Origin of the sequence: Sphingobacterium thalpophilum (assembly GCF_038396785.1) — a bacterium.
Lineage (GTDB): Bacteria > Bacteroidota > Bacteroidia > Sphingobacteriales > Sphingobacteriaceae > Sphingobacterium > Sphingobacterium thalpophilum_A.
The window spans coordinates 3320006-3343938 of sequence record NZ_CP151087.1 but is presented as its reverse complement, the minus strand read 5'-3'; the positions used below and the strand labels follow the sequence as shown (position 1 = coordinate 3343938).

The window sequence follows — 23933 nt, the reverse complement described above, 5'->3', positions numbered from 1 at the left end:
TTCTTGGGCGAAATAATCGTGTTTTGCTTAGCTGCAAGCAAGATGAAATAACAGCGTAAACAAATTTAAATTTAAAAAATCAGCTACTCAAAATCCGTTGTTGAGTAGCTGATTTTCTAATTTATCGCTTCACAAATGCGATACCGCTGATGCTTGCAGATCCGCCTGCCGTTAATGGCTTGGATACGGTGTTCCAGACCACGGGATTAAATTGGTTTCCTGTATTGGTCTTTTGGACCATCACGCTGGTGGGACCGCCGTTCAATACAAATGCATCGTAACTGCCTAAGGCTCCCATCAAAACGGCAACATCATTTAAACTGATGCCTACTGAAAAATTGGTGTCGCCTCCGTCGACAACTAAGGCATACATCGTTTTATTATCTGCGGATAGGCCAATGGCTGTTATCGCTTGAACAATTGCTGCTGTAGTCAAAACGTTATAACCCCGGTAACGGACCCAATTGGTGCCGGATACCAGCCCGCTAAATTGATTCAAATCATAAGGCTCAAAAGCAAACTTGGTGGTATCGGCACAATTGCCTATGTAAGGCGTGCCATCCTTGTGTATCGCAAAGAAAGGTCTGGTCTTCTCTTTGGTCTTTATATTGCTCGTGGATACATTGATCTGCCGCCCGTTTTTAATGTAGGAATAAGTGGACGATAACGCCGCATTTGTTGCTGCGAGGATCTCGCCGCCTGCGCGTGGTTCGCAGTACTTGGCCATATCACCTATCGGCTGGCTCACATATAGGTAATCATCAAATGCACTCATGATTGAAGGAAAAACCGCTTTTGATGAAAGATCTACAGTGAGCAGTTGAAGGCTCACGCGTTGATCGAGCTTGTTCTGGTAGCGAATATGGGTTCGTACAAGTCCATTGGTTAGGGTAACAGATGAATCGACCAGAAATGTTTTGATGAGGTCGGTCTGCGCCATGAGCTTCTTGGTGACGGGCTCTATTTCCTTGTCTTCTGGAATAATATCGGTGGGCGGAGTTACTATCTCTTTATCGTCAAAGCTGGGATAATCATCCCTTTGCTTGCAGGAATATAGCATGCTGATGCACGTGATGTACAAAAGGACATTTCTTAATATTGTTTTTCTTTTCATATCTATCGAACTAAGAAAAATGAAACATAAGGCTTCATGATGGTGCTGGTAAATCCATCATAGCCCAAAGCATAAATGACATATGACCTGCGGTCCAGGATGGCTCCGGCATTGCTGTAGGAGGCGATTACAGTGCCATTTGTTACCGGAGATCCCGCCTTGCGGATCTTCCAGGTACGGGTGGCAATGCGGTTGAGCTGGAAATATGGACTTGTTTCCAGGTATTTAATGTCCTTGGCGACAAGTGAGTCTTGCACGGCGGTGGCATCTGCGCTCCCAGTGGCCGCAGCACCATAGTACAGGTCTATTGATGGTACATTGGGCATCAGATTGGTAAAGTGATACCTTGCTTGTGTACTGTCGGGCCGTGTGAGGTCTTCTTCATTGAGGATCATTTTTGTGTTCTGCGCCGTATCGGTAATATGAATGGTATAGCGCTTGCCTGCGCTCAGGTTAACGGATGATTCGGCCAAGATAATGGAGTCGCGTCCATCGTCGGTTTTATGTGGAAGGGCAACTTGTACCTTTACGTTGCCGGCTTTCCATTTTAAAAAATCAGGCCGTGAATCTCCGCGGGTATTATACCCGCCGCCGGGAAAGGGCTCGCGTCCCCGAATGAGTGAAGTAACGCGCTGATCGTCAAATTTGACATACATATAGCGGTCATCGGGATATATCGATGCCATATTGATTTTCACGATGACATCATCGGCGCCAAGGAAATCTACTTTTCCAAAGTCCTGAATGGATTTCTCGCATGAATATAGGCCAAAGACACCTAAAGCTAGAAATGCTAAGTTTTTGAATATCTTCATAATGTTTCCTTTAATACGTTAATAAGTTGTTGTAACAAACCAGGTTGGCTTAATCACGTACTCCGGCTCTAATCCGCCCCATCGTTCTAGCTCTGAAGCATTCCATACGTACTCCGAATTATAACGGGGCCGGACGCGGTAGCAATAATCATTATAGGTAAGCTGACTGCCGGCCAATGGAATAAACTGTTTAAATATTTCGGTGTTATAATGATATTTTCTTAAATCACACCATTGTTCAAGACCTCCCCAGCCCCATTGCACAATATACTTTTGTCCCATAATGTCGGCTAGGGTTAGATCAGCAGCTGATAGCGGTATTTCTCCTCCCTTGATGTAATTATCTATTTCAACAGCAGTAATGGATTTTTCATTGGTTGTATTGATGTACTTATTGACGAAGTTCATGTGGGCATAGATACCTTTGATATAGGCCTCATAGGCCTTTGCTGCGTCGCCTTTGATAAAGAGGGCCTCGGCTTTGACCAGTTGCAGCTGCGCATAGGTCATCAATGGAAAATCTGCGGCGTCTCTAAAGATGAATTTGCCTACACCGCTACTGACGTCGCCTAGGATATTTGGAACGGTGGTATTGGATACATTGGGCTCACCACCGACGTAAATACTGTCAACAGGATTATTGATCATCAACATACGCGATAGACGAGGGTCTGTCGATATTTTTGGATTTTCAATAGGTTCGCCCCGCAATCCCCCGGTTAGGTAGCGCACAATAGGCTTACCGGCTCTGTTGTAATAGGATGTGGTATAAAGGCCGAATTTTGAGCTTACCACATTGGCTGTTTCGGATTTGTCGCCGTCAAATTTAACGCCTGCATCATCGGATGGTGAATCAAAGGAGCGGTCCACAAAATAGGCAATCGAGTCGGCATACTTTTCCTTAAAATCGGGTTTATTAACCAAGTGAATGTACTGAAGTGCTTTTAGGCCGTAGACAAATTTGCGCCAGCGGTCCATATTGCCCCGAAAGAGATTGTCGCCCTTTTTTGAATTGAGGTTGGCGCTGTAATCGACGGGGCTTTTTTGATCCAGATAATATAATGCAGAATCACACCATACGCGTACTTTAGCATACACTTCTGGTTGGTCATTGTATCTGAAAGATAACTGTTGCGTACGCAAGGCCTCATCGAGAATAATGGGGCCGTGATAGTCGGTCAGCATCTGATAGCCCCAGGCTTTTACGGCATAGCCGATTGCGGCATATTCATATTTCTGATTGGCTATGGCGTCATTGATCATCAACTGCAGGTTTAGTCCGTGATCAAAATAGACCATACGCCACATCACACCGCCAACATCACTTTGCTGTGGAAATCCATGCCGCTCCCAGATTCGGGAGGATTCATCGGTGCTGGCGCCAAGGATGGTCTGATTGAACTTGTTCATCTGACGTTGGTCATTGGCATAACCATTGGCCATTTGATAGATAATCGGAGCTAAAAGCAATTCGGCTTTTACAAGCTGTGGGTTGGACGGGTTTTCATTGATGTCCAGGTATTTTTTACAACTGCTCAATCCGGTCAGGACTAAGAAAATAAGTATATAAAGCGTTGTTCTCATGGTGTATTCCTCCTAAAATCTCATGTTTAAACCAAAATTGAAACCTCTGGGTTTAGCCATATTCCCGTAATCGATTCCGTATCCGCCGATACCGCCTAGTCCTGCTGTATTGCTATTACTTTCGGGATCCAGCCCTGTGTAATTGGTGAACAGGAAGAGATCGGTGGCCGTAAAAAATACGCTAAGTGCGGCTTGTGATGAGATGCGTTGTGTCAGATGTTTGGGTAGGGCATAGCGAAGAGTTACATCCCGAAGCCTAAATGCATAAATGTTTTTCTCGATAAACATCTGCGGTTCGATATTGGTCATATAGTAGGCGGATGCGGAATATGGTGTTACTGCAATGTGGTTTACTGTTGGATTGGCCGTGTTTTCAAGCCCGTCTTCCAATACGCCCTGAATTACCCGCGGGTCTTCCCGATTTAATGTTTTCACAGACTGCCCATAGGTATAGAGTCTATAATCTAGCCCGTTGAGCACATCGCCACCTTTGCGGAGATCCCATAAAAACGTTAGGTAAAAGTTTTTGTAATTGAACTTGTTGACAATGCCAAGTGTATAGTCGGGAATGCGGTCGCCTATCGGATAATACTTATCGGTGCCGGCAATGGGTAAGCCTGTTTGTGGATTGATCAAAATGTCTCCACGCTCGTTTCTTTTAAACTGCGTACCTGTTAGGGTACCGATACTATAGCCTGGCATCACGGAAGAACGTACGCCGCTCAGTACCCAGGTGTCAGAATCATACAGTTCGGGTAATTCTTCTGCTAATGAAAGTACTTTTCCTTTATATTGGGTAAAATTGAAGGTCATATCCCAGCTGAAATCGTCTTTTTTGATCGGGTTGACATTCACTTGCAATTCGGTGCCATACGTTTTGACTTCGCCGCCGTTCATCATCCGTAGTACAAAGCCTGAGCCATAGCTCAATCTTGGCAGAATGATCTGTCCTGTGCTTAATCGATTAAAATAGCTGAAATCAAATGTGAGGCGGCGTTTAAAAAAGCCAAATTCGAGTCCTGTTTCAAAATCTCTGGTTTTTTCGGCTTTCAGGTCGGGGTTACCGCCGTTCACGCCGTAAGCAAATCCGCCTCCTGTTGAGAGCTTTGGCTCTAGATTGGATAGGGTATAGTAGCTTTTGAAGGGTGCTTTTCCGGTCGTGCCGACAGAGATGCGGTATTTTCCGTCACTGAGCCATTGTACTTTATTTTTGAAGAAAGACAGGTCTGAAAAATTAAAGGCCAAGGATGCCGATGGGTAGCCAAAATAAGGATTGTTGGGCATCATGCGGGAGGCTGCATCCAATCGACCTGTTAAATTGAGGTACAGGAGGTTGTCGAGATATCCAAATCCGGCCTGTGCCAAAAATCCGACTGTACGAAAGTTATTGGCAACAGATCGCGCCAGGCGCGTGCTCGGAAAGGTGTTGTTGATGCTGTAAAAGTTGGGATCGTAAAAGTCCTCGCCATATTGGGAGTTAGTAAGGGTATTGTAGTCTTTAAATTCTGTTCCCAAGTTTGCCCTAAAACTAATGTCGCGACCGATTTTTGTATTGGCCGTCGCCATAAATGATCCCGAGAGCACGCGTGCATTGACTTGATACTCATTCATGGAGCCATTGCGTACATTGGTCGAAGACCCTGATCCGGAGTAGGATTGAGGATGGTAAACGCTTTGCCCCCGTGTGTTGGCAAAGTCGATGCCGATGATCCCGTTGAGGCTTAGCCAGTTCGTAGCACGATAGGTAATGTTGGAAGTGGCAAGGAGGCGGTTTACATCATCATTGGCGGTATTGCGGTATACATCCCAAAAGGGATTATCCAGCTCATTGTAAATATCGGTGCTGTGGAGTACACGATTCCCTTTTTCATCGATCCAGTCCCTCACATCAAACAGCGGGTTGAAGCGCATCAGGGTAATCAGGTAGCCTGTATTGCCTTTACGGACTTTATCGTTTTGTGAATTGATATAGTTGAAAGAGGTGTTAAATTCGAGTTTGTCGTTAAATTTTGCTGTTCCATTGAGGCGGGTCGAAAAGCGCTTATAGCTGGTATTGGGGACGATACCAGTATTGTTGCTGTATTCATTGGACCAGCGGTAAGTCACTTTTTCTGATCCGCCTTCGAAAGAAAGATTATGCTTTTGATTATATCCGGTGCGGAAGAAGTTGTTGACATTGTCTTTGTAGAGCGTGACTCCTTCTGCATATTTTGGTCCCATTGAATAGACCGAATTAGCGGCGTATACACCATTGGTTCCCTGTGCATAAACATATTGCCGCTCGGGGTATTTATTGACCGTTTCAACGCGTCCTGAAAGCGAATAGTTGACGGTAAATTTACCGGCTTTTCCTTTCTTGGTTGTTATGAGAATGGCTCCGCCTGCACCTTGGCTGCCGAATTGGGCTGTCGCCTCGGGGCCTTTCAGAATGGTGTAGGTTTCGATATCGTCTGGATTGATATCCATTGCCCGATTGGAGTAATCGAGATCTCGATTTGCTCCATTGCTAGCCAGGTCATTTTCATTCAGTGTGGAGTTGTTGATGGGTACGCCATCGACAACGATAAGGGCATTGTTGTCGCCAGAGATGGAGGCAAAGCCGCGCAGTACGATTTGTGCTGATGCACCTGGCATACCACTGGTACTATTGACAGATAGGCCCGGTACACGGCCTTGGAGACCTTGGAAAAACGATTCGCGTTGGGTTTCGGATACATCTGATCCGGCAACGATAGGTGTGGAGTATCCGAGGGTTTTTCGATCACGTTTGACTCCGAAAGCGGTGACTACCACTTCGTCGAGGGACGAACTGTTTTCGGATAGGCTGATGTTGATTACCGACTGCCCCATGAGCGCTTTTTCGATTTGGTTATAACCGACATGTCTAAAAATTAAGGTGGCGTTTTCTTGTACGGTGATCTTGTACATTCCACTGTTGGTGGTGATGGACTGGGTGTTTTTGCCTTTTTCGAGAACTGTTACACCGCCTAATGCCGACCCATCTGTCGTAGTGACTTTACCGGTAACGATTTTTTGGGCCAGGGCGACACCATACGTACTCAGTAAACTCACTAGTATGAGCATACTTCTTTTCATAATAAAATTGTGTTTGATTAGTTTCGTTTAACTTAGGTTTTGCCAATACACCTGGTGCTTGGGCAACATAAATATTGTGCTATTTCATAAAAATTTATAGCGGTTAGAAATCGGTTTGTATATGTTTTATATCAAATATAGCATAAAAATGCATTTTTTAAAATATTTTTCGATTTTTTTAGGCTGAAATGTGTAATCTGTTGAATAAAAACGCATAAATATGCTTCTGTTAATATGGTTTTTAACGCTGTGAAATATGCCAAAGCTACCGAGCAGGTTTATCTTGCAATCTAGGGGAAAAGACAAGCAAAGAAATTGTACACTATTTGGAAGATCTTGGATCGGCATTCCACATGAAGATCTGGATGTCGTATTTAAAGTCCATGAGCGCGCAGGCAAAGCGCTTGAAGCACAGGGGCCGGAAATAGGTTTCTCCTTAGTCAAAGAGTTGATGGAACGTTCGGACAGTCCACTCAAAACGTATACCTTCAGCACCAATGTAAAGTCGGTTTTTCTTGTCGTGGTAAATATAATTCAGTTGTCGACGGAAAGGAAAATCGAGCTTCTGTTCGCCTTTATCAGTGACTCTTACTAGTTTATCTGGCTGCATTAACGGGCGGCCGTATTCTTTGTCGATGATTTCATTGGGCTGTGGGCTGATTTTGTAGGATTCAGTTTCACTGATCTTTGTTTCTTTTCGATTGACCCGTACTTTATCATAGACTTCATAGCCATATTTGCCCTTTGTGCTCCAACTTTTGCCATGATCCAACGAGAATAAAAATGGACTTGTCGAGTGGTCCTGGAAGTTGCTTAAAGCCATCAATTCTCCCTGATACATACTGAAGCTTGGTATGCCAAGTCCCGCATCGTTGACCATTTGCCAAGAAGCTCCTTTATCTTTAGTCATATAAATCTTGTACATGGTGGCCACGACCAAAGTATCGTCAATATTACCGTAAATAGCCGATGTACCTCTGAGCTGGCCCGGGATACTCAATTTCGTCCAGGCAGCATCTCTGGTTTCAATATCAATTAGACCCTCCGACTCAGAAGAGGCATCCTTTTGGCAAGAGCTAAAACATAAGCCTAGGGCGCAGAGAAAAAGAAGAGGGCGGAGAGTCGTTTTAAATTGCATGTTTTTCGCGATTTGAGTAAACAAGCTGTGTGATTTTTAACCTTTGTATAATTTTAAAGATAGTTATAATAACTGAAAGTTATTATATGTGTGGTTGTTTATTTTTATTGTCCACTGCTGATACTCAATATAGGTCTCCTTTTTAGAAAAGTGGATACTAAAGATGCGACCATAATGGAGCACTCACCCTATCTTATAAAATACTAATTATATTAGTATTTTATATTGTTATTTCGTATCTTTGTACTGTTAACCAGTTGATAAATAATTATGAGTCCAAAATCAAGGCGTGTAGACGACCCTTTGTGGAAATCTATCTTAGAACAAACGTTCTCGCATTTTTTACGATTTATCTTTCCGGATGCGGATGCCGTTTTTGATCTGAGCAGACCCTTTGATTATCTCGATAAAGAGTTTGAGAGTTTATTTCCTCCGGAAAGCAACGGCAGGGGAGTCCGTTATGTAGACAAGCTTGTGAAGGTATTTTTAAAGGATGGCCGCGAACAGTTCGTACTCTGCCATGTAGAGATTCAGAGCAATAAAGGCAGGGGAGATTTGGCCGAGCGCATGTTTCGCTATTTTTATAGAATATGGGATCGTTACAAAGTTCCAATTACAGCTATTGCAATTTTGGCAGATGAAAACAAAGGCTATCGACCAGTGGTATATAGCCAGGAGTTTATGGGAACTTCATTACGCTACGATTTTAATAGCTATAAGATCCTCGATCAGGAAGAATCGGAATTGCGAGCAAATGAGAATCCATTTTCAGTGATTGTCCTTACTGCACTTTTGGCTGTAGTAAACAAGAAAGTGACCGATGATGGACTGAAAGAAATAAAACATGATCTGTATGATGAGATGATGAAAAGGAAGATGGATAAGGATACCCGACAGGGGCTATATGATTTCCTTACTTACTACGTAAGTTTTGATAATGAGGAAGTTTTAAGTATATTTCCTCAATATATTAGTCCTTAATGGCAGAGGAGAGATCGATAAATTGCTTTTTGTAGGCAATTTATCTAAGTTTGAAGAAGAAATTAAAACAAAAATAGGAAGGAGCGATACTATGGGCACTCAAGAATATTTATTAGATAAAGCTGAAAAAAAAGGAATTCAGAAAGGCATTGAAAAAGGGAAGCGGGAAGAAGCTATTGCCATTGCACTAGAGTTTAAGAAAATGGGGCTACCTATTGCTGATATTGCTAAAGGCACCGGGCTTTCTATCGAAGAAATCGAAAAACTGTAATCATATACTTTTTGGATATTCCGATGATTGTTCAAGTATATCCAAGCAGCGCTGGCAAATTGAAACCCTGTTTAAAAGATTGAAACAAAACTTCCCCTTAAAGTATTTCCTGGGGGATAATCAAAATGCAATCGAAATCCAAGTTTGGGTCAGCCTGATTATTGGTCTGATCATGCTGGTCATTCAAAGAAAGGCAAAACGAAAATGGGCCTTCTCTAATATGATGTCCGTCATCCGGTATCACTTGATGACATATATTGATCTTTTTAAATTCCTGAAAAAACCTGATGGAGATTGGAGAGACCTAAGCAACGTGAACCAGAACCAATTATCCCTGTTTAAAACATAGGGGAGGTTCTATTTTCGAAAAAACAAAAATAATGCGTTTACAGATGATTCAGTCTGTAAATAGTAAACGTTTAAATTTTAACCGGACACCAATGAAAAAGAATATTGAAGAAAACTGATAATAAAAATGGGATCATCTATCTACCCTTGGAAGATGTGGAAAGCGAACACTGTGCACTTATCGTTGATAAGGGGTTGGCACAGGTAAAAGAATTACTGCCGTTAAAAACGGTCAAAAGAATAGCTGAAAAAACGCAAATAATTTAAAACGAACAGATATGATCACAACAGAGAAAACTTTATCGGAAGTTATGGAGATCCTCAGACAGCGGGGCTATACCGAAGACTTCAACCTATTGGAAGTTTCCGCATCCTATACGCCGGACAAACATTGCATCAACATCAATGATCTGGTCATTGATAAGATCTACCGTTTTACCGGGCAGAACGATCCGGATGACGAAGCCATCCTTTACGCTATGCACAATAAGAGTGATGGGGCTAAAGGTGTATTTGTGAATGGTTACGGGACCTACACGGACACCGAAGCAGACGAGATCATCAGTAAAATTGCAGTACATGAAAATGATGCGGATGATTGGACAATAGATTGCTCAGGTAACTGCTAAAAATGTATAATTAACTGTAATTTTTATTAAATTTGCATAATAATTCATGAAAAAACTATTCGTCATATTCCTTTCCATGTTGTATCTGGTATTGTCTACGGGCTTTATCCAGTACTCCCATATGTGCAAGGGAATGGCTGTAAAACTTTACAGTCTGACGAATAGTAATACCCATGCCGATTCGGACAAACCCTGTCTGATACGTTCAAACAAGAATAAAGAACTAAAAGAAAAAAAGAAAGGCTGCTGTAAGCACGAAACCAAGATCGTTAAGGTAGATAATGCTGCACATAAATATTCATGATTTTACCTGTCGGTTAAATTCTGGGGCGAAGCTATTCCCGATGAAACATTGGGGGCATTGTTTGAATTTTCAGGAATATACGCTGAACCTTCAAAACCAACCTACCTTTCTACCAAGATCCCGATGAGGGGCAATCCACTCTACATATTTCACTGCGTTTATAGAATTTAGGATCTGATGTTCTGAAACTAAGAACTGCATGCCCATACATAGGGTTATGCCTTAATTCGTTATGTCTAATCTCTAACTTTTATAACAATGAATATAAAGATCATTGCATCTATTGGTGTAGTGTTCCTGTGCAGTCTTAATGGCTATGCACAGGTACTGCATCTGGACAATGCACTCCAACGTTCCGCTGAAAACTATGACAGGATAAAATCCAAAAAATCGATAGTTTCTGCGTTCGAACAAAATACCGTTTTTCAAAAACAACAATACCTGCCGGATGTAACCCTTGCGGCACAGCAGAGTTTCGGAACCATTAATATGGTACACGGTTCTATGTACGCCTACGGAGGTCTGGCTTCTGCATCCACTTCACTGCCACTGGCGGAAAAGAACTGGAATGCCGCTTTTGGTTCACTCTACTTTGCCAATGTCAACTGGAACCTGTTCACTTTCGGCAGGATAAAGAATGAGGTAAAACTGGGGCAGTCAAAAGAAAAGACTGCCATTGCAGATCTTGAACAGAAGATTTTCCAGCTTCAGGTGAAAACGAGTGCTGCCTATCTGAACTTATTGGCCAGACAGCGCATACAGTATGTACAGGAAAAAAAACTGGAACGGGCACAGGTTTTTTTGAAATGACCGACTCCCGTGCAAAAAGCGGCCTGATCCCGGAAGTAGATGCTTCAATGGCCAAGGCGGAGGTTTCCAACGCAAAATCTTTCCAGATTAAATCTTATGATAAGGTATTGGAATACTCAAAGCAGCTTGCCGTATTTCTGGGTGAGGACTTTAAGACCTATCAACTGGATAGCCTCTACAGCACAACCATACCCAAAAATATACTCAGCCCTGAAAGGCTATGCCCTTATTGACGGAAAACGTTCCGTATATATCAATATTGCAAAAGCAGGTAATGCCTCTACACTAGATGTTGTCAACACGCTAAAGAAACAGTTGCCGGACATTCAGCGTAATATGCCCGATGACGTGAAGATCTCCTACGAATTTGACCAATCGGTGTATCTTTCTATGCCATGAGTGACTATGCATCGTCTTTTGCATCGGTAAACCTTGATTTATTATTGGAAGAATTACTGCGGGAAAAGACTTAAATTATTGCCAATAATAATACGTAACTTGCATCTATCAATTTTATGCTTTCTTGAAATTTCGCCCCTGTAATAGTCTGTTCAATGAAAGTGTTGTAAACAAGGAAACAAAAATGAGTGAAAAAAGAAACATATCGAACAAACTTTTTGCAGAGCTTCGCAACCGTTTCAGCAATGAAATAAATAGCTCCTTTGAGATAGGGACTTTTAAAAAAGGAGAATTTATATACAGAAAAGGTAATAAGCCTAAAGGTGTGTATTTTATGAAATATGGGTGGGTTAAAATATTTAGGGGTGGCAATGAAGGTGATGAGGTTATATTGCGGATGCTTGGGCATAACGAATTTATTGGTTATGTATCTTTATTAAAAGATACACCATACCCTGACAATGCCCAGGCATTAGAAAATTGCGAGCTATACTTTTTTCCCCGAAATGTATTCCTCACACTTATACATGAGAACTATGATTTTACCAGGTCAATTATTCAAATGTTGTTTAATGAGATAAGGAGCAGTGAAATACAAATTGTGAACCTGCATTCAAAGAAAATTGATTCACGGTTGGCTACTTTATTATTAGATCTCGAACAGGCATCTGAAAATAGCCCTGTGCATGATGACAGCCTGATTCGTTTACCTAAAAAAGATTTGGCTAAAATAATAAACATTAGCCCTGAAACGCTTAGCAGGTATTTAACCAGGTTTCAGGAATCCGGACTTATTAAATCTATAAACGGAATGATTGAACTTTTAAGAAAAGACAAATTATTTAAAATATCAAATATGAACGATTGAACAAATTTTTTCAGTGTCTTGATTTGAATCAAGGAAAAGCATTTCTAAAATACATAACTTTAGCTAGAATCATTTTAAATAATTCGTTTTTAACCTTTAAACTTAAAAATTATGGCACTAGTAAAAACAAATTATCCACTATTCGGAAATCTTTTTGATGATTTCTTTGGCACCGAATTGGCTGATTGGAGAAACCAAAACTATTCGGCTACCAACACCACACTTCCTAAAGTAAACATTAAGGAAGACGAAAATGGGTTTATAGTTGAAATGGCTGCGCCGGGTATGAAAAAAGGCGATTTTAAAATTAATGTTGATAACAGCCTGCTTACAATTTCTTCGCAAAAGCTGGAAGAACAAAAAGAGGGCGAAGGTGAAAAATACGCCAGGAGAGAATTTGCCTACCAGGCTTTCACCCGTTCCTTTACACTGCCCGATAGCGCCGATGCTGATAAAATCAGCGCTTCTTACAACGATGGTATTTTAACCGTTACTATTCCAAAAAAGGAAGAAGCTAAGCCTAAACCGCCAAAAAGCATTGAAATTTCATAATTTATTATAACAGGTCATTGCAATTTTTGCGATGACCTGTTATTGAATTTAATTGTAAAACTTTAAAAAAAATAGGCTGATATGGACTTAATTAAATGGACAAAAAACATTAAACCAAAATTTCCAAATGTTGTTGAGAAATTTTTTGGTAAAAAAATTGACGACCAGGCTTCGGGTTCGGAAGAAATCGCCAGCGTACCCGCAGTGAACATAAACGATAAAGGCAACACCTTTGAGGTTTCTTTAGCCGTGCCGGGAATGGATAAAAAAGACATTAAACTTGAAGTTAAGGACAATTGCTTAGTTGTTTCTTCTGAAAAACAATACGAAAAAGAAGAAAACGAAGGCAATTGGATGCGCCGTGAATATGGTTATGCCTCGTTCCAACGAATGTTTCAATTACCCGAGAATGCCGACCCTGAATATATAGATGCTTCTATGAAAAACGGGGTATTGAAAATAAAAGTTGGTAAAATAAAGGGTAAAGAAGAAAACAAAAAGGCAATAGAAATTAAATAGTAACCACATAATTAAATGATCATGAAAATATTAAATAAAATTCTTTATACTTTTCTGGCAATTGTTTTACTAACAAGTTGCGGAGATAGTGTCGCGCAAACGGAAGAAATCCGAATGAAAAAACCGGGTGAATTGGGTATGAATGCCGATTCACTTGCAGGTAAGGTTCAGGAGCAGGCAATTGATGCTGTTGAATCATTGAATGACCAAATAGTGGCAGAAGCCTCAGAAGCTCTCGCACAAGTTTACGTGGCGCTTGACGCCCTCAAAGCAAAGGATACCAAAGGAGCTCTGGCAGCGCTTGAAAAATCAACCGGCAAGTTAAATATTTTACTGGCCCGTAAACCCGATTTGGCACTGATACCTATTGATGTATCGGTTAAAACCATTGACCTGGTGGCCGACCTTGAAACAATCAGGAATATAAAAAGAGCAGCAAGACAGGCCTTAAAAGAGGACTATTTCCAGGTGTTGCGCGATGAGTTAGCAAAACTGGCCAGTGAATTGCAGGTTACTAAAGTTGAATTACCTTTAGCAACTTTTCCCGAAGCCATGAAATCAGCAGCGGCTTTAATTGACAAAGGGAAAACTAATGAAGCCAAAGTAGTGCTATACACAGCTCTTAACACATTAGTTATAAGCGAAGAACGCATTCCTTTGCCTATACTGAGGGCACAGGCGCTTATCGCACAGGCCAAAACCGATGATGCTTCCAATGAAGAAAAAAAGAAAGAGGTGCTCGCACTTCTTGACAATGCAGAATACCAGTTAATTATGGCCGAAGAGCTTGGTTATGGCGACCGCGACCGTGAATATAAAGAACTAAACAAAACCATCAAAGAATTGAAAAAATCAGTGAAAGATGATGGTGATTCTCAGGCATTGTTTGAGAAATTTAAAACAAAACTTGCTGATTTTAAGAAAAGAATAGCTTCATAACAATTTTTATTCTTAACTTTTAGATTAAATTAACTGGGGCTGTAAGATATTAAATAACATGCAGCCCCTTTAAGCAATAAAAGCCGGAATAATATTTCGAAATTTTAAAAATGTTGATTAATAATTCCAAAACAGTGGAAACATGAACGCAAATTACATAGCCTTGTTCATTGCTTTTTCAATAACCTTTTCGTCATGCAATGGACAGGAAATAAAAAAAGGAAAAGAATAATAATGTGTCTGATACTACTTTAATATTGGGTAACCAACCTAAAGAAGATATTAAGGTAAATAAAGAGTACGATGAGAATGGATATTTAATCCGTTATGATTCTACTTATACCTATTACTATTCAAATATTGAAGGAGATGAAATTGTTGCCGACAGTATTTTTAATAATTTCCGGAATATGTTTGAAAACAATTATTCTTTCTCAACAATGCCATATTTCAATGATTTGTTCTTCGAAGACAGCTTGTTGAAGTATGGTTTTTACAAAAACGACTTTTTTCACGAACGTTTTATGAATAATATGCAACAAATGGAAAGACTATTTTGGGAAATGGACTCTATCAAAAACAAGTTTTCCATGGAACAATTTCCTGAGAAAGGAAAGAATGAATAACATTATTTCACTATAAATCGGTATTCCTGTGTAAATAGGGTTACAGATTATAAACATCAAATAACTGTAATTCTTGAGAAAATGGATGATATTGACAAATATAGTATTTTGGGTTTAATATTCGGCTGCCCCTTAAAAGACGAAATTGCCGAGAAATGTCCGTTTCATGACATCAGGTAAAAAGAACCATCTGAAAGGTACAAAATTGTATTAAAATATAGTGAAAAGAAGCGTATAGAAATGTTACATTTTCATAATTGCAGATTGTGTAGAAAAAAGTAGTTGTTTAATCTTAAAATCTTTAACATTATGATGCTTTGGTTGATATTCGGGATATTTTTTATTTTAATTTTGATTGCGGGAAGCAGACTAAAATCCAAATTCAGGGAATATTCAGCAATTCCTACTGCCAACGGCATGATCGGAGCCGAAGTTGCCCGAAAAATGCTCTACGACCATGGTTGTTATGATGTTAATATTACGTCAGTTCAAGGAACTTTAACCGACCAGTACAATCCGCAAACCAAAACTGTAAATCTTAGCCAAGATGTTTATTATGGTACAAATGTAGCGGCAGCTGCCGTTGGCGCTCACGAAGCAGGCCATGCCGTGCAACATGCTAATGCCTATGCTTGGTTAGGCCTGCGTTCAGCGCTTGTGCCTTTACAAAATATCAGCGCAACTATTTTAAATATGATTTTTATTGGAATGTTTTTCGGCTTGTTTTTACTCGGAAGTTTATTCTCCATGCAAACGGCACCTTTAATAATTGTTGCATGTTATGGATTTTTTACCCTTTTTGCATTTATTACACTACCAGTTGAATTTGATGCAAGCAGAAGAGCATTAGCATGGATTCAACGTACCGGAATAACCGATTATTATTCACACTCAAAGGCTGAAAAAGCATTGCGTTTGGCAGCTTCACCTTATGTATTTGCTGCCTTGTCTTCGCTTGCTACTTTACTCTATTATTTGTTTGCTTTGCTTGGACATAGTGATGAATAATAACTATTTAAGAATATGGAATACAAAGATTACTATAAAATACTGGGTGTTGATAAGAAAGCCCCTCAGGATGAAATAAAGAAGGCATATCGCAAACTGGCGGTAAAATACCATCCGGACAAAAATCCCGGAAACAAGGAGGCAGAAGAAAAATTTAAGGAAATTGGTGAGGCTAATGAAGTATTGAGTGACCCGGAAAAAAGAAAACTATACGACCAACTGGGCTCCAATTGGAAGCAATACCGGGATGCTGGCTATGACCCATCAACCGCTGGTGGAAGAGCAGGATATTCACAGGGTGCACCCGATGGGCAATATTATTATGAGTTTGAAGGCGAGCCTTCTGAGTTTTTTGGAGATGGTAGCAGTGGTTTTTCCGACTTTTTTGAGTCTCTCTTTGGAAGAGGAACCAGACAGGGGAAAGGATTCTCTGGAACCGGCGGGTTTTCCGGGTTCGATGCAGATATACCCGGTAACGACCTGGCAGGAGAAATAACTATTTCATTAGAGGAAGCCTACACAGGTACCGAACGCATTATTGACCTGGGGGGTGAAAAGATTAAGCTGAAAATAAAACCTGGAGCTTACTCCGGATTAAAACTCCGCGCAAAGGGAAAAGGAGAGAAAGGCCGGGGAGGAAAGGCAGGCAACCTGTACATCACCATCAACGTGTCCCCTCACCCGGTTTATGAGCGCAAAGGGAACGACTTGCATATGAACATGCCTGTGGATTTGTTTACAGCACTACTTGGTGGCAAAATGGAAATCCAAACCCTGTCAGGCAGAATAAACATGAAAATTCCTGAAGGTACTCAAAACGGCAAACAGTTCAGGCTTAAAGGAAAGGGTATGCCTGTATATGGTAAATCTTCGTATGGTGACTTATATGTTAAAATTCAGGTGAAGCTACCGGATAAGTTGACCCCGGAACAAAAAGAACTGGTTATGAAATTGAGCGACAGTATTCAGAAAATAAATCGAGAAAGTTAGTATTGTGCCCAGGGGAATAGGTGCACTCGGATATACTTTACAGATGCCGCTTGAAGACCGCTATCTGATGTCAAAATCAGAGTTGCTTGGTAAAATAAAGGGCTTACTTGGAGGCCGGGCCGTAGAGGAATTGATTTTTAAAGAAGTTTCAACAGGCGCATCCAATGACCTTGAGCGGATAGCACAACTGGCCAGGAACATGATTGTTGTTTACGGCATGAGCGAAAAGTTACCGAACATTTCATTGGTTAATAAATCAAACCCCGGCTTCCTGGAACAGGCATCAGGGTTGGAACGAAGGTCGGAACATGTGGAGATGCAGATTGATATGGAAGTAAGTCAAATAATAAATCAATGTTACGAAGATGCAAAAAAGCTTCTTTCCGAAAAACATGACTTATTGGATAAAATGGCGAATATTTTGTTGGAGCAGGAGGTTATAAACCATGAAGAAATAAAACAGATACTTGGTAAAAACTTAAAACAATGAGATATGAAAGGGATTTTTAACGAAATTATTAAAAGTGAACAACAGGTTTTAGTGGACTTTTATGCCGACTGGTGTGGCCCTTGCAAGATGCAGGCTCCTATTCTTAAAGAAGTGTCTGCTGAAATCAAAGGCAAAGCACGGATTATAAAGATTGATGTTGATAAGAATACGGCAATAGCACAACAATATCGCGTGCAAGGCGTGCCAACGTTAATTCTATTTAAAAACGGGCAAATTATCTGGAGGTAATCCGGCGTGGCCTCTAAACCGCAATTAATTAATTTAATAAATCAAAATTTATAAAAACCTAAAATATATGCAACTAGACAAGTTTACTATAAAATCGCAGGAAGCCATTCAACGGGCACAGCAACTTGCAATGGAAAATGAGCATCAGGCTATAGAATGTGGACACATACTTAAAGGTATTATGGAGGTAGATGAAAATGTACTCCCCTTTATTTTTAAAAAGCTGTCAATAAATCATCAGCATGTAACTGCAGCTCTTGACGGTATTGTAACCGGGTATGCTAAAGTAAGCGGAGGGCAACAGTACCTTAGCCACACGGCCAACGAGGCATTAACAAAAGCCCAAAGTGCTGCAAAAAGTATGAAAGATGATTATGTATCGTTGGAACATATCATTATAGGACTGATGAAAGTAAACGACCCTGTTGCCAGTTTATTGAAAGACAGTGGGCTGAACGAAAAAGAGTTAACTTCTGCCATAAAAGAGTTACGAAAAGGAGGGCGTGTAACCAGTCATAGTGCTGAAGATACTTACAATTCATTATCAAAATACGCCATAAACCTGAACGAACGCGCACAGAGCGGTAAACTCGACCCTGTTATTGGCAGGGATGATGAAATACGAAGGGTGCTGCAAATTCTTGCCCGTAGAAGTAAAAACAACCCCATTTTGGTAGGTGAACCAGGAGTTGGTAAAACAGCTATAGCTGAAGGGATAGCTTTTCGGATAGTTAATGAAGATGTACCCGAAGACCTGCTTTCCAAAGAGATATATTCGCTCGACATGGGAGCCCTTATAGCCGGAGCAAAATATAAAGGAGAATTTGAAGAACGGTTGAAAACGGTAGTAAAAGAAGTTACCGAATCAGATGGGCAGATTATTCTTTTTATAGATGAAATACATACCTTGGTAGGTGCCGGTGGCGGAGGTGAAAGTGCTATGGATGCAGCCAACATCCTTAAGCCAGCATTAGCACGCGGAGAATTAAGGGCTATTGGTGCAACTACCCTCAATGAATTTCAAAAATACTTTGAAAAAGATAAAGCATTGGAAAGAAGGTTTCAGAAAGTGTTTATTGACGAACCTACCGAAGAAGATGCTGTTTCAATTTTAAGGGGTATAAAGGAACGGTATGAAAATTATCACAAAATACGGATTAAGGATGAGGCTATTGTGGCAGCAGTGCAACTTTCCATTCGGTACATTTCCGACCGCTATTTGCCCGACAAAGCTATTGACCTGATTGACGAGGCCGCTGCTCACCTACGATTAGAGATGAAATCTAAACCCGAAGAAATTGACATACTCGACCGCAAAATTCAACAACTGGAAATAGAACGGGAAGCATTTAAACGCGAAAAAGATAAAGAAAGGGTAGAACTCATTTCCATGCAACTTGCCGACCTTCAAGACGAACGCAAGCAACTAATGGCCCTGTGGGAAGATGAAAAATCGGTAGTTACAAATATACAAAACATTAAACAGGCTATCGAAGACCTTAAGTATAAAGCAGAAAAAGCTGAGCGTGAAGGAGATTTAGGTAAGGTAGCAGAAATCAGGTATGGAGAACTTCCTAAAAGAGAAGAGCTATTAAAACAGGCGGTTGCAAAACTTCAGGAATATGAAAGGGATGGTAAAAGGTTGGTACGAGAAGAGGTAACCGCTGAAGATATTGCCGAGGTAATATCCCGATGGACAGGCATCCCGGTAAGCAAGATGCTGCAAAGCGAAAAACAAAAACTACTTCATATTGAGGAAGAACTGCATAGACGGGTCGTAGGCCAGGATGAAGCAATACATGCAGTGGCGGCAGCTATACGAAGAAGCCGTACCGGGCTGTCCGATGAAAACCGCCCCATTGGCTCGTTTTTGTTTCTCGGAACAACCGGGGTTGGAAAAACCGAACTTGCCAAAGCCCTGGCAGAGTACTTGTTCGATGATGAGAAACTAATGACTCGCATTGACATGAGTGAGTACCAAGAGCGACATGCTGTTTCAAGGCTGGTTGGAGCGCCTCCGGGCTACGTTGGTTACGACGAAGGCGGACAATTAACAGAAGCGGTAAGACGAAAACCCTACTCTGTGGTTTTACTTGATGAAATAGAAAAAGCACATCCTGATACATTCAATATATTGTTACAGGTATTGGAAGATGGAAGACTAACTGATAATAAAGGGCGTATTGCCAATTTTAAAAATACAATTATTATCATGACTTCCAATTTAGGTTCTGATATTATTAGGGATAACTTTTCCGAAATTACAGAAAAAAATACCGAAGATATTATTGATAGAACAAGGAAGCAATTATTTGAATTGCTTAAAACAAGTATCAGACCGGAGTTTTTAAACCGTATTGATGAAGTTATTATGTTCCGTCCGCTGTCAAAAAACGATTTGGAAGGAATTATAAGAATTCAATTGGCACACCTGCAACAGGTATTATCAAAGCAAAATATAACTTTTTATGTAACAGATAACTGCTTAGACTACCTGCAAAAAGAAGGTTTTGATGCACAATTTGGGGCCCGGCCTTTAAAAAGGCTGATACAGCGCAAAATCCTGGATGAACTATCGGTTGCCATGCTCGAGGACACGGTAAACCCCGATTCACATATTGTGATTGATGCTATTGATAATAAAATTGTATTCAGGGAGCCCGAAAATGAAAACGAAAAACTAAGTTTTGAAGCTTAGTATAATCTGATTTAACCATTTTGTGTAATGCAGGCAAATATTTTGTTGAACCTTAAAATGAAATAAGATGAAAACAACAATTCATAACAAACATTTATTGACAGATAGCAACTTGGCAAGTCAGTTTGAAGAGGTCATAAAAAATCATAATAAATGGTTTGACCGCATGGATGTTCTTCTTAATTCCAATAAACTGGATGCTTATTTAACAGAAACCAATAAGGGGATAAAAGCAACTTTTTATTTAAAACAAGGAGCTAACCAGGTTTTTGTAGAAGCTGAAGGCACTGAACCGGCGATCTTAGCTGAACAAATAATGACCCGGCTTAAATCCAGGTTTTTAAGGCAATTTATAGCTTCACAAAAAAAAACAAGACTTAACATAGCAAGCAAGCATTTATCCCAACTTAATAAGCTAAGAAACGAAGAGGATAAAGAACACTTTAACTTCCTTATAAAACAACTTTTGCCTGCTATCCGCGGGTTTGTAGCCAGGTATCTTTCGTATAGCAAAACAAAAGTTCCCAGCGGGTTTACAATTGATGATTTGGTGGATGAGATATACCTTGCTCTTTATGAAAGATTTGAAGAAAGACCTAAAAATGACAAAGAGTTCTCCCCATGGAGTTTTCAAATTGCCCGCGAAACTTTGGAAAGTTTTATGGAAAAGCATTACACAAAAAACGCACATATTTCGTTCAATAAGCTGGCTGAAGAAGAACTTTTAAGCATGGAAGAAAAATTTACCGCTGATGCAGACGGAGAACTTATCATGCAGGAAGATTTGGATGATATTTCTTACGAGAACACAAAATTAGGCAATGAGATTCTCAACAACGATGCGCTAATTGAACTCCCTGCCGATATTGAAATAGAACCCGTTGTAAACGAGGTTTTGGCTAATGTTGATGAAAATGCTAAACGGGCTTTTGAACTGTTCTGGCTACAAGAAATGACTGCTAATGAGATTGCAAAGTCGATGCGTATGCAAATTGAAGCTGTCGAAAATATCATTGATGATATCTCATTCAGTATTGTATCAAAACTAAAAAATAAAAATGTATGAAAAAGATAGAAACAATAGTTCCGTACAACCAAAATGTGCCATTGCATATTGGGGCTTTTATTGAAGCCATAGAACAATTGGAAATGCACTTCAATGCTGCATCCATGGAGCATTTTTTCGAATCAGATAAGGAGTTGGGGATGGCTATTAAACGGGCAATGGCTATTTGCAGGAATTTAGGGTTTCCGCTTGAGCAGCACTTCGGCAAAAGGTACGTTTCTAACAGCGGTTCGCATACCTTAAAGATTGACTGGCAAATGTCTAAAACGGCGTATTTCCTAACCATGATTAATGGCAACCCAGACAATCCTTTAGTTGGCCGTTTTCAATGGGAGTTGTTAAAAAAAATGGTCTGATTTATTTCTTAATGAAACCCTTATGCACTGCCGTCCACAACAAGGACATGAACCGAGCTTGCGAGCTCGCCAAAGGCAATAAACAAGAGGGTTCCACGGAAATAGAAGTGCTAAAGTCAATTTTGACGATTTTAAGTGTTTAAAAAACAGATGTCTAATTAAAAATATATTCGAGGGAATAAATAGTTTCAAACTTTTAAATTAAAAAACAATAAAAATGACAACAATTAGTAATGAAGTTCAAGACGAACAAAAGGGAATAGAAAGTATTTCCTCAAACTGGTGGGCTTTCATCATTAAAGGCTTCCTTGCGCTAATATTCTCGGTATTGGCTTTTATTATGCCGGTTACAGCCATACTTGCCCTGGCAATTGTTTTTGGTGCATTTGCCTTAGCTGATGGTATTTTTGGCATTATTGTATCGGTTCGGAAAATCAGAAAGGGAAAGCGGTGGGGATGGCTTATTTTTAGCGCTATTATTAGTATACTGGCAGGTATTGCTGTTATTGTTTCTCCACTTATTGCCACTGTTGTAATTGCCAGCTTTTTATGGGCCAGCATTAGTTTTTGGTCAATATTCGTTGGCATATCAGAAATAATAACAGCCCTTCGGCTTCGCAAAGAAATCAAAGGAGAATTGTGGATGATATTTAGCGGATTATTCTCAGTTATATTGGGAGCTATCATCCTCTGGATGTTTATAACCCAACCTGAAGATGTATTGTTGGCTTCGGGTTGGTTGCTTGGAATTAATGCGTTTCTATCGGCAATGACTTATTTCTTTTTGGGTTTTAAATTAAAAAAACATCAGAAAATGGTGCAAAAACAAAACTTTGGTAACTTTAACTTTTAGTTGAAATGAATCATGGATTGTTAAACGGACTGTTTATAGTATCGCTTACGATATTATTTTTAGCACTTTTATTAAAAAGGGCGAAACAACCTTATTTTATTGCCTATATCATAGCGGGAATCATTCTGGGGCCTGAGGTGTTCGGGGTTATTTCAAATTCATCAACGATTAACGAAATTGGAGAACTTGGTGTAATATTACTCATGTTTTTTATCGGAGCAGAAATTAACCTGCCCGACTTTTCTAAAAGTTTTAAAAAACCATTACTGGGTACATTATCGCAGTTGCTACTCAGTTTTGCTTTCATGGTTATAACAGGTCAAATTTTAAATTGGTCCTGGCAGGTAATTATACTTTTGAGTTTTGTCATCAGTTTAAGTAGTTCTGCCATTATTTTTCAATATTTATCAAACACTGGGCAAATTAAAAGTAAAATAGGGCTGTTAACATCCGGAGTATTAATCATGCAAGATATACTCATCGTACCAATGATGCTTACCTTAAACTTTATGGCCAAAGGTAAATTGGAGACCATTGAGTTAGCAAGAACAGTATTTGGCGGTCTGGCCATATTGATTTTTATGCATGTCGCCATTCGCAAAAAACTAATAAAAATTCCATTCAGGCATGATTTGATACGAGACCACGACTTGCAAGTATTTTTGGGTTTTGTTTTGTGTTTTGGAATGGCACAGGTAAGTCATTGGTTTGGGTTATCGGCTGCTTTGGGGGCGCTTTTGGCAGGTATATTGGTCGGACAGGATAAGTCCACCCAATGGTTAGACCATGCCCTGGTCCCTTTTCGTGTTTTCTTTTTAGCCTTTTTCTTTTTAGCAGTTGGTTTGCAACTTAACCTACACTTCGCATACCAAAACATTGGTGTTATATTGTTAATCACCCTTGCAGTTATGGTTATTAATAGTTTAATAAATGCCATGATATTTAAAGGCATGGGCAGTACATGGCATGATAGTATATATGCCGGAGCTTTGTTATCTCAGATTGGCGAATTTAGTTTTGTTCTTGTTAGTGCGGCTGCTTCCATGGGGGTAATAGGCGATTATAGTTATCAAATGACCTTAGCTGTAATAACTGTTACCATGATGATAACTTCTGTTTGGATAGAGATAATACAAAATTTCATTTATAAGCTCCCTAAATTATCTCATAACTAAATTATCTGATGTAAATGGATTCCATTTAAACCCAGACTTTTTCAATTCCATGAAC

27 protein-coding genes are annotated in these 23933 nt (G+C 40.1%); 22 read left to right on the top strand and 5 right to left on the bottom strand.

Going from position 1 to position 23933, the window contains the following annotated elements; all coding sequences use genetic code 11:
* Positions 1-121: 121 nt before the first annotated feature.
* The 5 genes from AACH28_RS14845 to AACH28_RS14825 all read right to left on the bottom strand — a co-directional run bounded on the left by AACH28_RS14845 (position 122) and on the right by AACH28_RS14825 (position 7747).
* On the bottom strand, positions 122-940 hold the full coding sequence (locus AACH28_RS14845; protein ID WP_341830874.1) for a phosphodiester glycosidase family protein: 819 nt from the start codon (positions 938-940) through the stop codon (positions 122-124).
* Positions 941-1116: 176 nt separating this feature from the next.
* Complete coding sequence (locus AACH28_RS14840) at positions 1117-1929, bottom strand: DUF4397 domain-containing protein (protein ID WP_341830873.1); 813 nt, start codon at positions 1927-1929, stop codon at positions 1117-1119.
* Between the two features lie 18 nt (positions 1930-1947).
* Positions 1948-3513: a SusD/RagB family nutrient-binding outer membrane lipoprotein gene (locus AACH28_RS14835; protein ID WP_028069322.1), complete on the bottom strand. Its 1566-nt coding sequence runs from the start codon at positions 3511-3513 to the stop codon at positions 1948-1950.
* Between the two features lie 12 nt (positions 3514-3525).
* Complete coding sequence (locus AACH28_RS14830; RefSeq protein ID WP_341830872.1) at positions 3526-6609, bottom strand: SusC/RagA family TonB-linked outer membrane protein; 3084 nt, start codon at positions 6607-6609, stop codon at positions 3526-3528.
* A 436-nt stretch (positions 6610-7045) separates the two neighbouring features.
* A complete protein-coding gene (locus tag AACH28_RS14825; RefSeq protein WP_341830871.1) occupies positions 7046-7747 on the bottom strand; it encodes a hypothetical protein in 702 nt (233 codons plus the stop codon).
* 270 nt (positions 7748-8017) lie between these two features.
* Between AACH28_RS14825 and AACH28_RS14820 the strand changes: the two genes are divergently transcribed.
* The 22 genes from AACH28_RS14820 to AACH28_RS14715 all read left to right on the top strand — a co-directional run bounded on the left by AACH28_RS14820 (position 8018) and on the right by AACH28_RS14715 (position 23878).
* A complete protein-coding gene (locus tag AACH28_RS14820) occupies positions 8018-8728 on the top strand; it encodes a hypothetical protein (RefSeq protein ID WP_341830870.1) in 711 nt (236 codons plus the stop codon).
* A 22-nt stretch (positions 8729-8750) separates the two neighbouring features.
* On the top strand, positions 8751-8999 hold the full coding sequence (locus AACH28_RS14815) for a hypothetical protein (RefSeq protein ID WP_341830869.1): 249 nt from the start codon (positions 8751-8753) through the stop codon (positions 8997-8999).
* Positions 9000-9078: 79 nt separating this feature from the next.
* Positions 9079-9348, top strand: a complete 270-nt coding sequence (locus tag AACH28_RS14810; protein WP_341830868.1) for a hypothetical protein — start codon at positions 9079-9081, stop codon at positions 9346-9348.
* A gap of 104 nt (positions 9349-9452) precedes the next feature.
* Entirely contained in the window at positions 9453-9614 is a 162-nt protein-coding gene (locus AACH28_RS14805) for a hypothetical protein (RefSeq protein ID WP_281047737.1), read from the top strand.
* 11 nt (positions 9615-9625) lie between these two features.
* Entirely contained in the window at positions 9626-9976 is a 351-nt protein-coding gene (locus AACH28_RS14800; RefSeq protein WP_076781566.1) for a hypothetical protein, read from the top strand.
* Between the two features lie 46 nt (positions 9977-10022).
* The gene (locus AACH28_RS14795; RefSeq protein ID WP_201639854.1) at positions 10023-10280 is read left to right on the top strand and encodes an HYC_CC_PP family protein; all 258 of its coding nucleotides are present in this window, start codon (positions 10023-10025) and stop codon (positions 10278-10280) included.
* A 258-nt stretch (positions 10281-10538) separates the two neighbouring features.
* Positions 10539-11090, top strand: a complete 552-nt coding sequence (locus AACH28_RS14790; protein ID WP_341830867.1) for a TolC family protein — start codon at positions 10539-10541, stop codon at positions 11088-11090.
* 96 nt (positions 11091-11186) lie between these two features.
* Positions 11187-11489 (top strand): hypothetical protein, encoded by a 303-nt coding sequence (locus AACH28_RS14785; RefSeq protein WP_341830866.1) that lies wholly within the window; start codon positions 11187-11189, stop codon positions 11487-11489.
* 184 nt (positions 11490-11673) lie between these two features.
* On the top strand, positions 11674-12357 hold the full coding sequence (locus AACH28_RS14780) for a Crp/Fnr family transcriptional regulator (protein ID WP_341830865.1): 684 nt from the start codon (positions 11674-11676) through the stop codon (positions 12355-12357).
* A 111-nt stretch (positions 12358-12468) separates the two neighbouring features.
* Positions 12469-12909 (top strand): Hsp20/alpha crystallin family protein, encoded by a 441-nt coding sequence (locus AACH28_RS14775; RefSeq protein WP_341830864.1) that lies wholly within the window; start codon positions 12469-12471, stop codon positions 12907-12909.
* Between the two features lie 81 nt (positions 12910-12990).
* Positions 12991-13428: an Hsp20/alpha crystallin family protein gene (locus AACH28_RS14770; RefSeq protein WP_076781576.1), complete on the top strand. Its 438-nt coding sequence runs from the start codon at positions 12991-12993 to the stop codon at positions 13426-13428.
* 21 nt (positions 13429-13449) lie between these two features.
* Positions 13450-14367, top strand: a complete 918-nt coding sequence (locus AACH28_RS14765; RefSeq protein WP_341830863.1) for a YfdX family protein — start codon at positions 13450-13452, stop codon at positions 14365-14367.
* 236 nt (positions 14368-14603) lie between these two features.
* Positions 14604-14993, top strand: coding sequence for a hypothetical protein (locus AACH28_RS14760; RefSeq protein ID WP_341830862.1), 390 nt, complete (start codon positions 14604-14606; stop codon positions 14991-14993).
* Positions 14994-15302: 309 nt separating this feature from the next.
* Positions 15303-16001, top strand: a complete 699-nt coding sequence (locus AACH28_RS14755; protein ID WP_341830861.1) for a zinc metallopeptidase — start codon at positions 15303-15305, stop codon at positions 15999-16001.
* 15 nt (positions 16002-16016) lie between these two features.
* Positions 16017-16991 (top strand): DnaJ C-terminal domain-containing protein, encoded by a 975-nt coding sequence (locus tag AACH28_RS14750; RefSeq protein WP_341830860.1) that lies wholly within the window; start codon positions 16017-16019, stop codon positions 16989-16991.
* Positions 16992-16995: 4 nt separating this feature from the next.
* Positions 16996-17481: a hypothetical protein gene (locus tag AACH28_RS14745; RefSeq protein ID WP_341830859.1), complete on the top strand. Its 486-nt coding sequence runs from the start codon at positions 16996-16998 to the stop codon at positions 17479-17481.
* Positions 17482-17484: 3 nt separating this feature from the next.
* Positions 17485-17730 carry a thioredoxin gene (gene trxA / locus AACH28_RS14740; protein WP_201639843.1) on the top strand — a complete coding sequence of 82 codons (246 nt, stop codon included), beginning with the start codon at positions 17485-17487 and terminating at the stop codon, positions 17728-17730.
* Positions 17731-17797: 67 nt separating this feature from the next.
* Complete coding sequence (clpB, locus tag AACH28_RS14735; protein WP_341830858.1) at positions 17798-20428, top strand: ATP-dependent chaperone ClpB; 2631 nt, start codon at positions 17798-17800, stop codon at positions 20426-20428.
* Between the two features lie 67 nt (positions 20429-20495).
* Positions 20496-21494 (top strand): sigma-70 family RNA polymerase sigma factor, encoded by a 999-nt coding sequence (locus AACH28_RS14730; protein ID WP_341830857.1) that lies wholly within the window; start codon positions 20496-20498, stop codon positions 21492-21494.
* Positions 21491-21850, top strand: a complete 360-nt coding sequence (locus AACH28_RS14725; protein ID WP_341830856.1) for a hypothetical protein — start codon at positions 21491-21493, stop codon at positions 21848-21850. The genes AACH28_RS14730 and AACH28_RS14725 overlap by 4 nt, the downstream gene beginning before the upstream one ends.
* 217 nt (positions 21851-22067) lie before the next feature.
* Positions 22068-22703, top strand: a complete 636-nt coding sequence (locus AACH28_RS14720; RefSeq protein ID WP_341830855.1) for a DUF308 domain-containing protein — start codon at positions 22068-22070, stop codon at positions 22701-22703.
* A 5-nt stretch (positions 22704-22708) separates the two neighbouring features.
* Positions 22709-23878 carry a cation:proton antiporter gene (locus tag AACH28_RS14715; RefSeq protein WP_341830854.1) on the top strand — a complete coding sequence of 390 codons (1170 nt, stop codon included), beginning with the start codon at positions 22709-22711 and terminating at the stop codon, positions 23876-23878.
* The last annotated feature ends 55 nt before the right edge of the window (positions 23879-23933 follow it).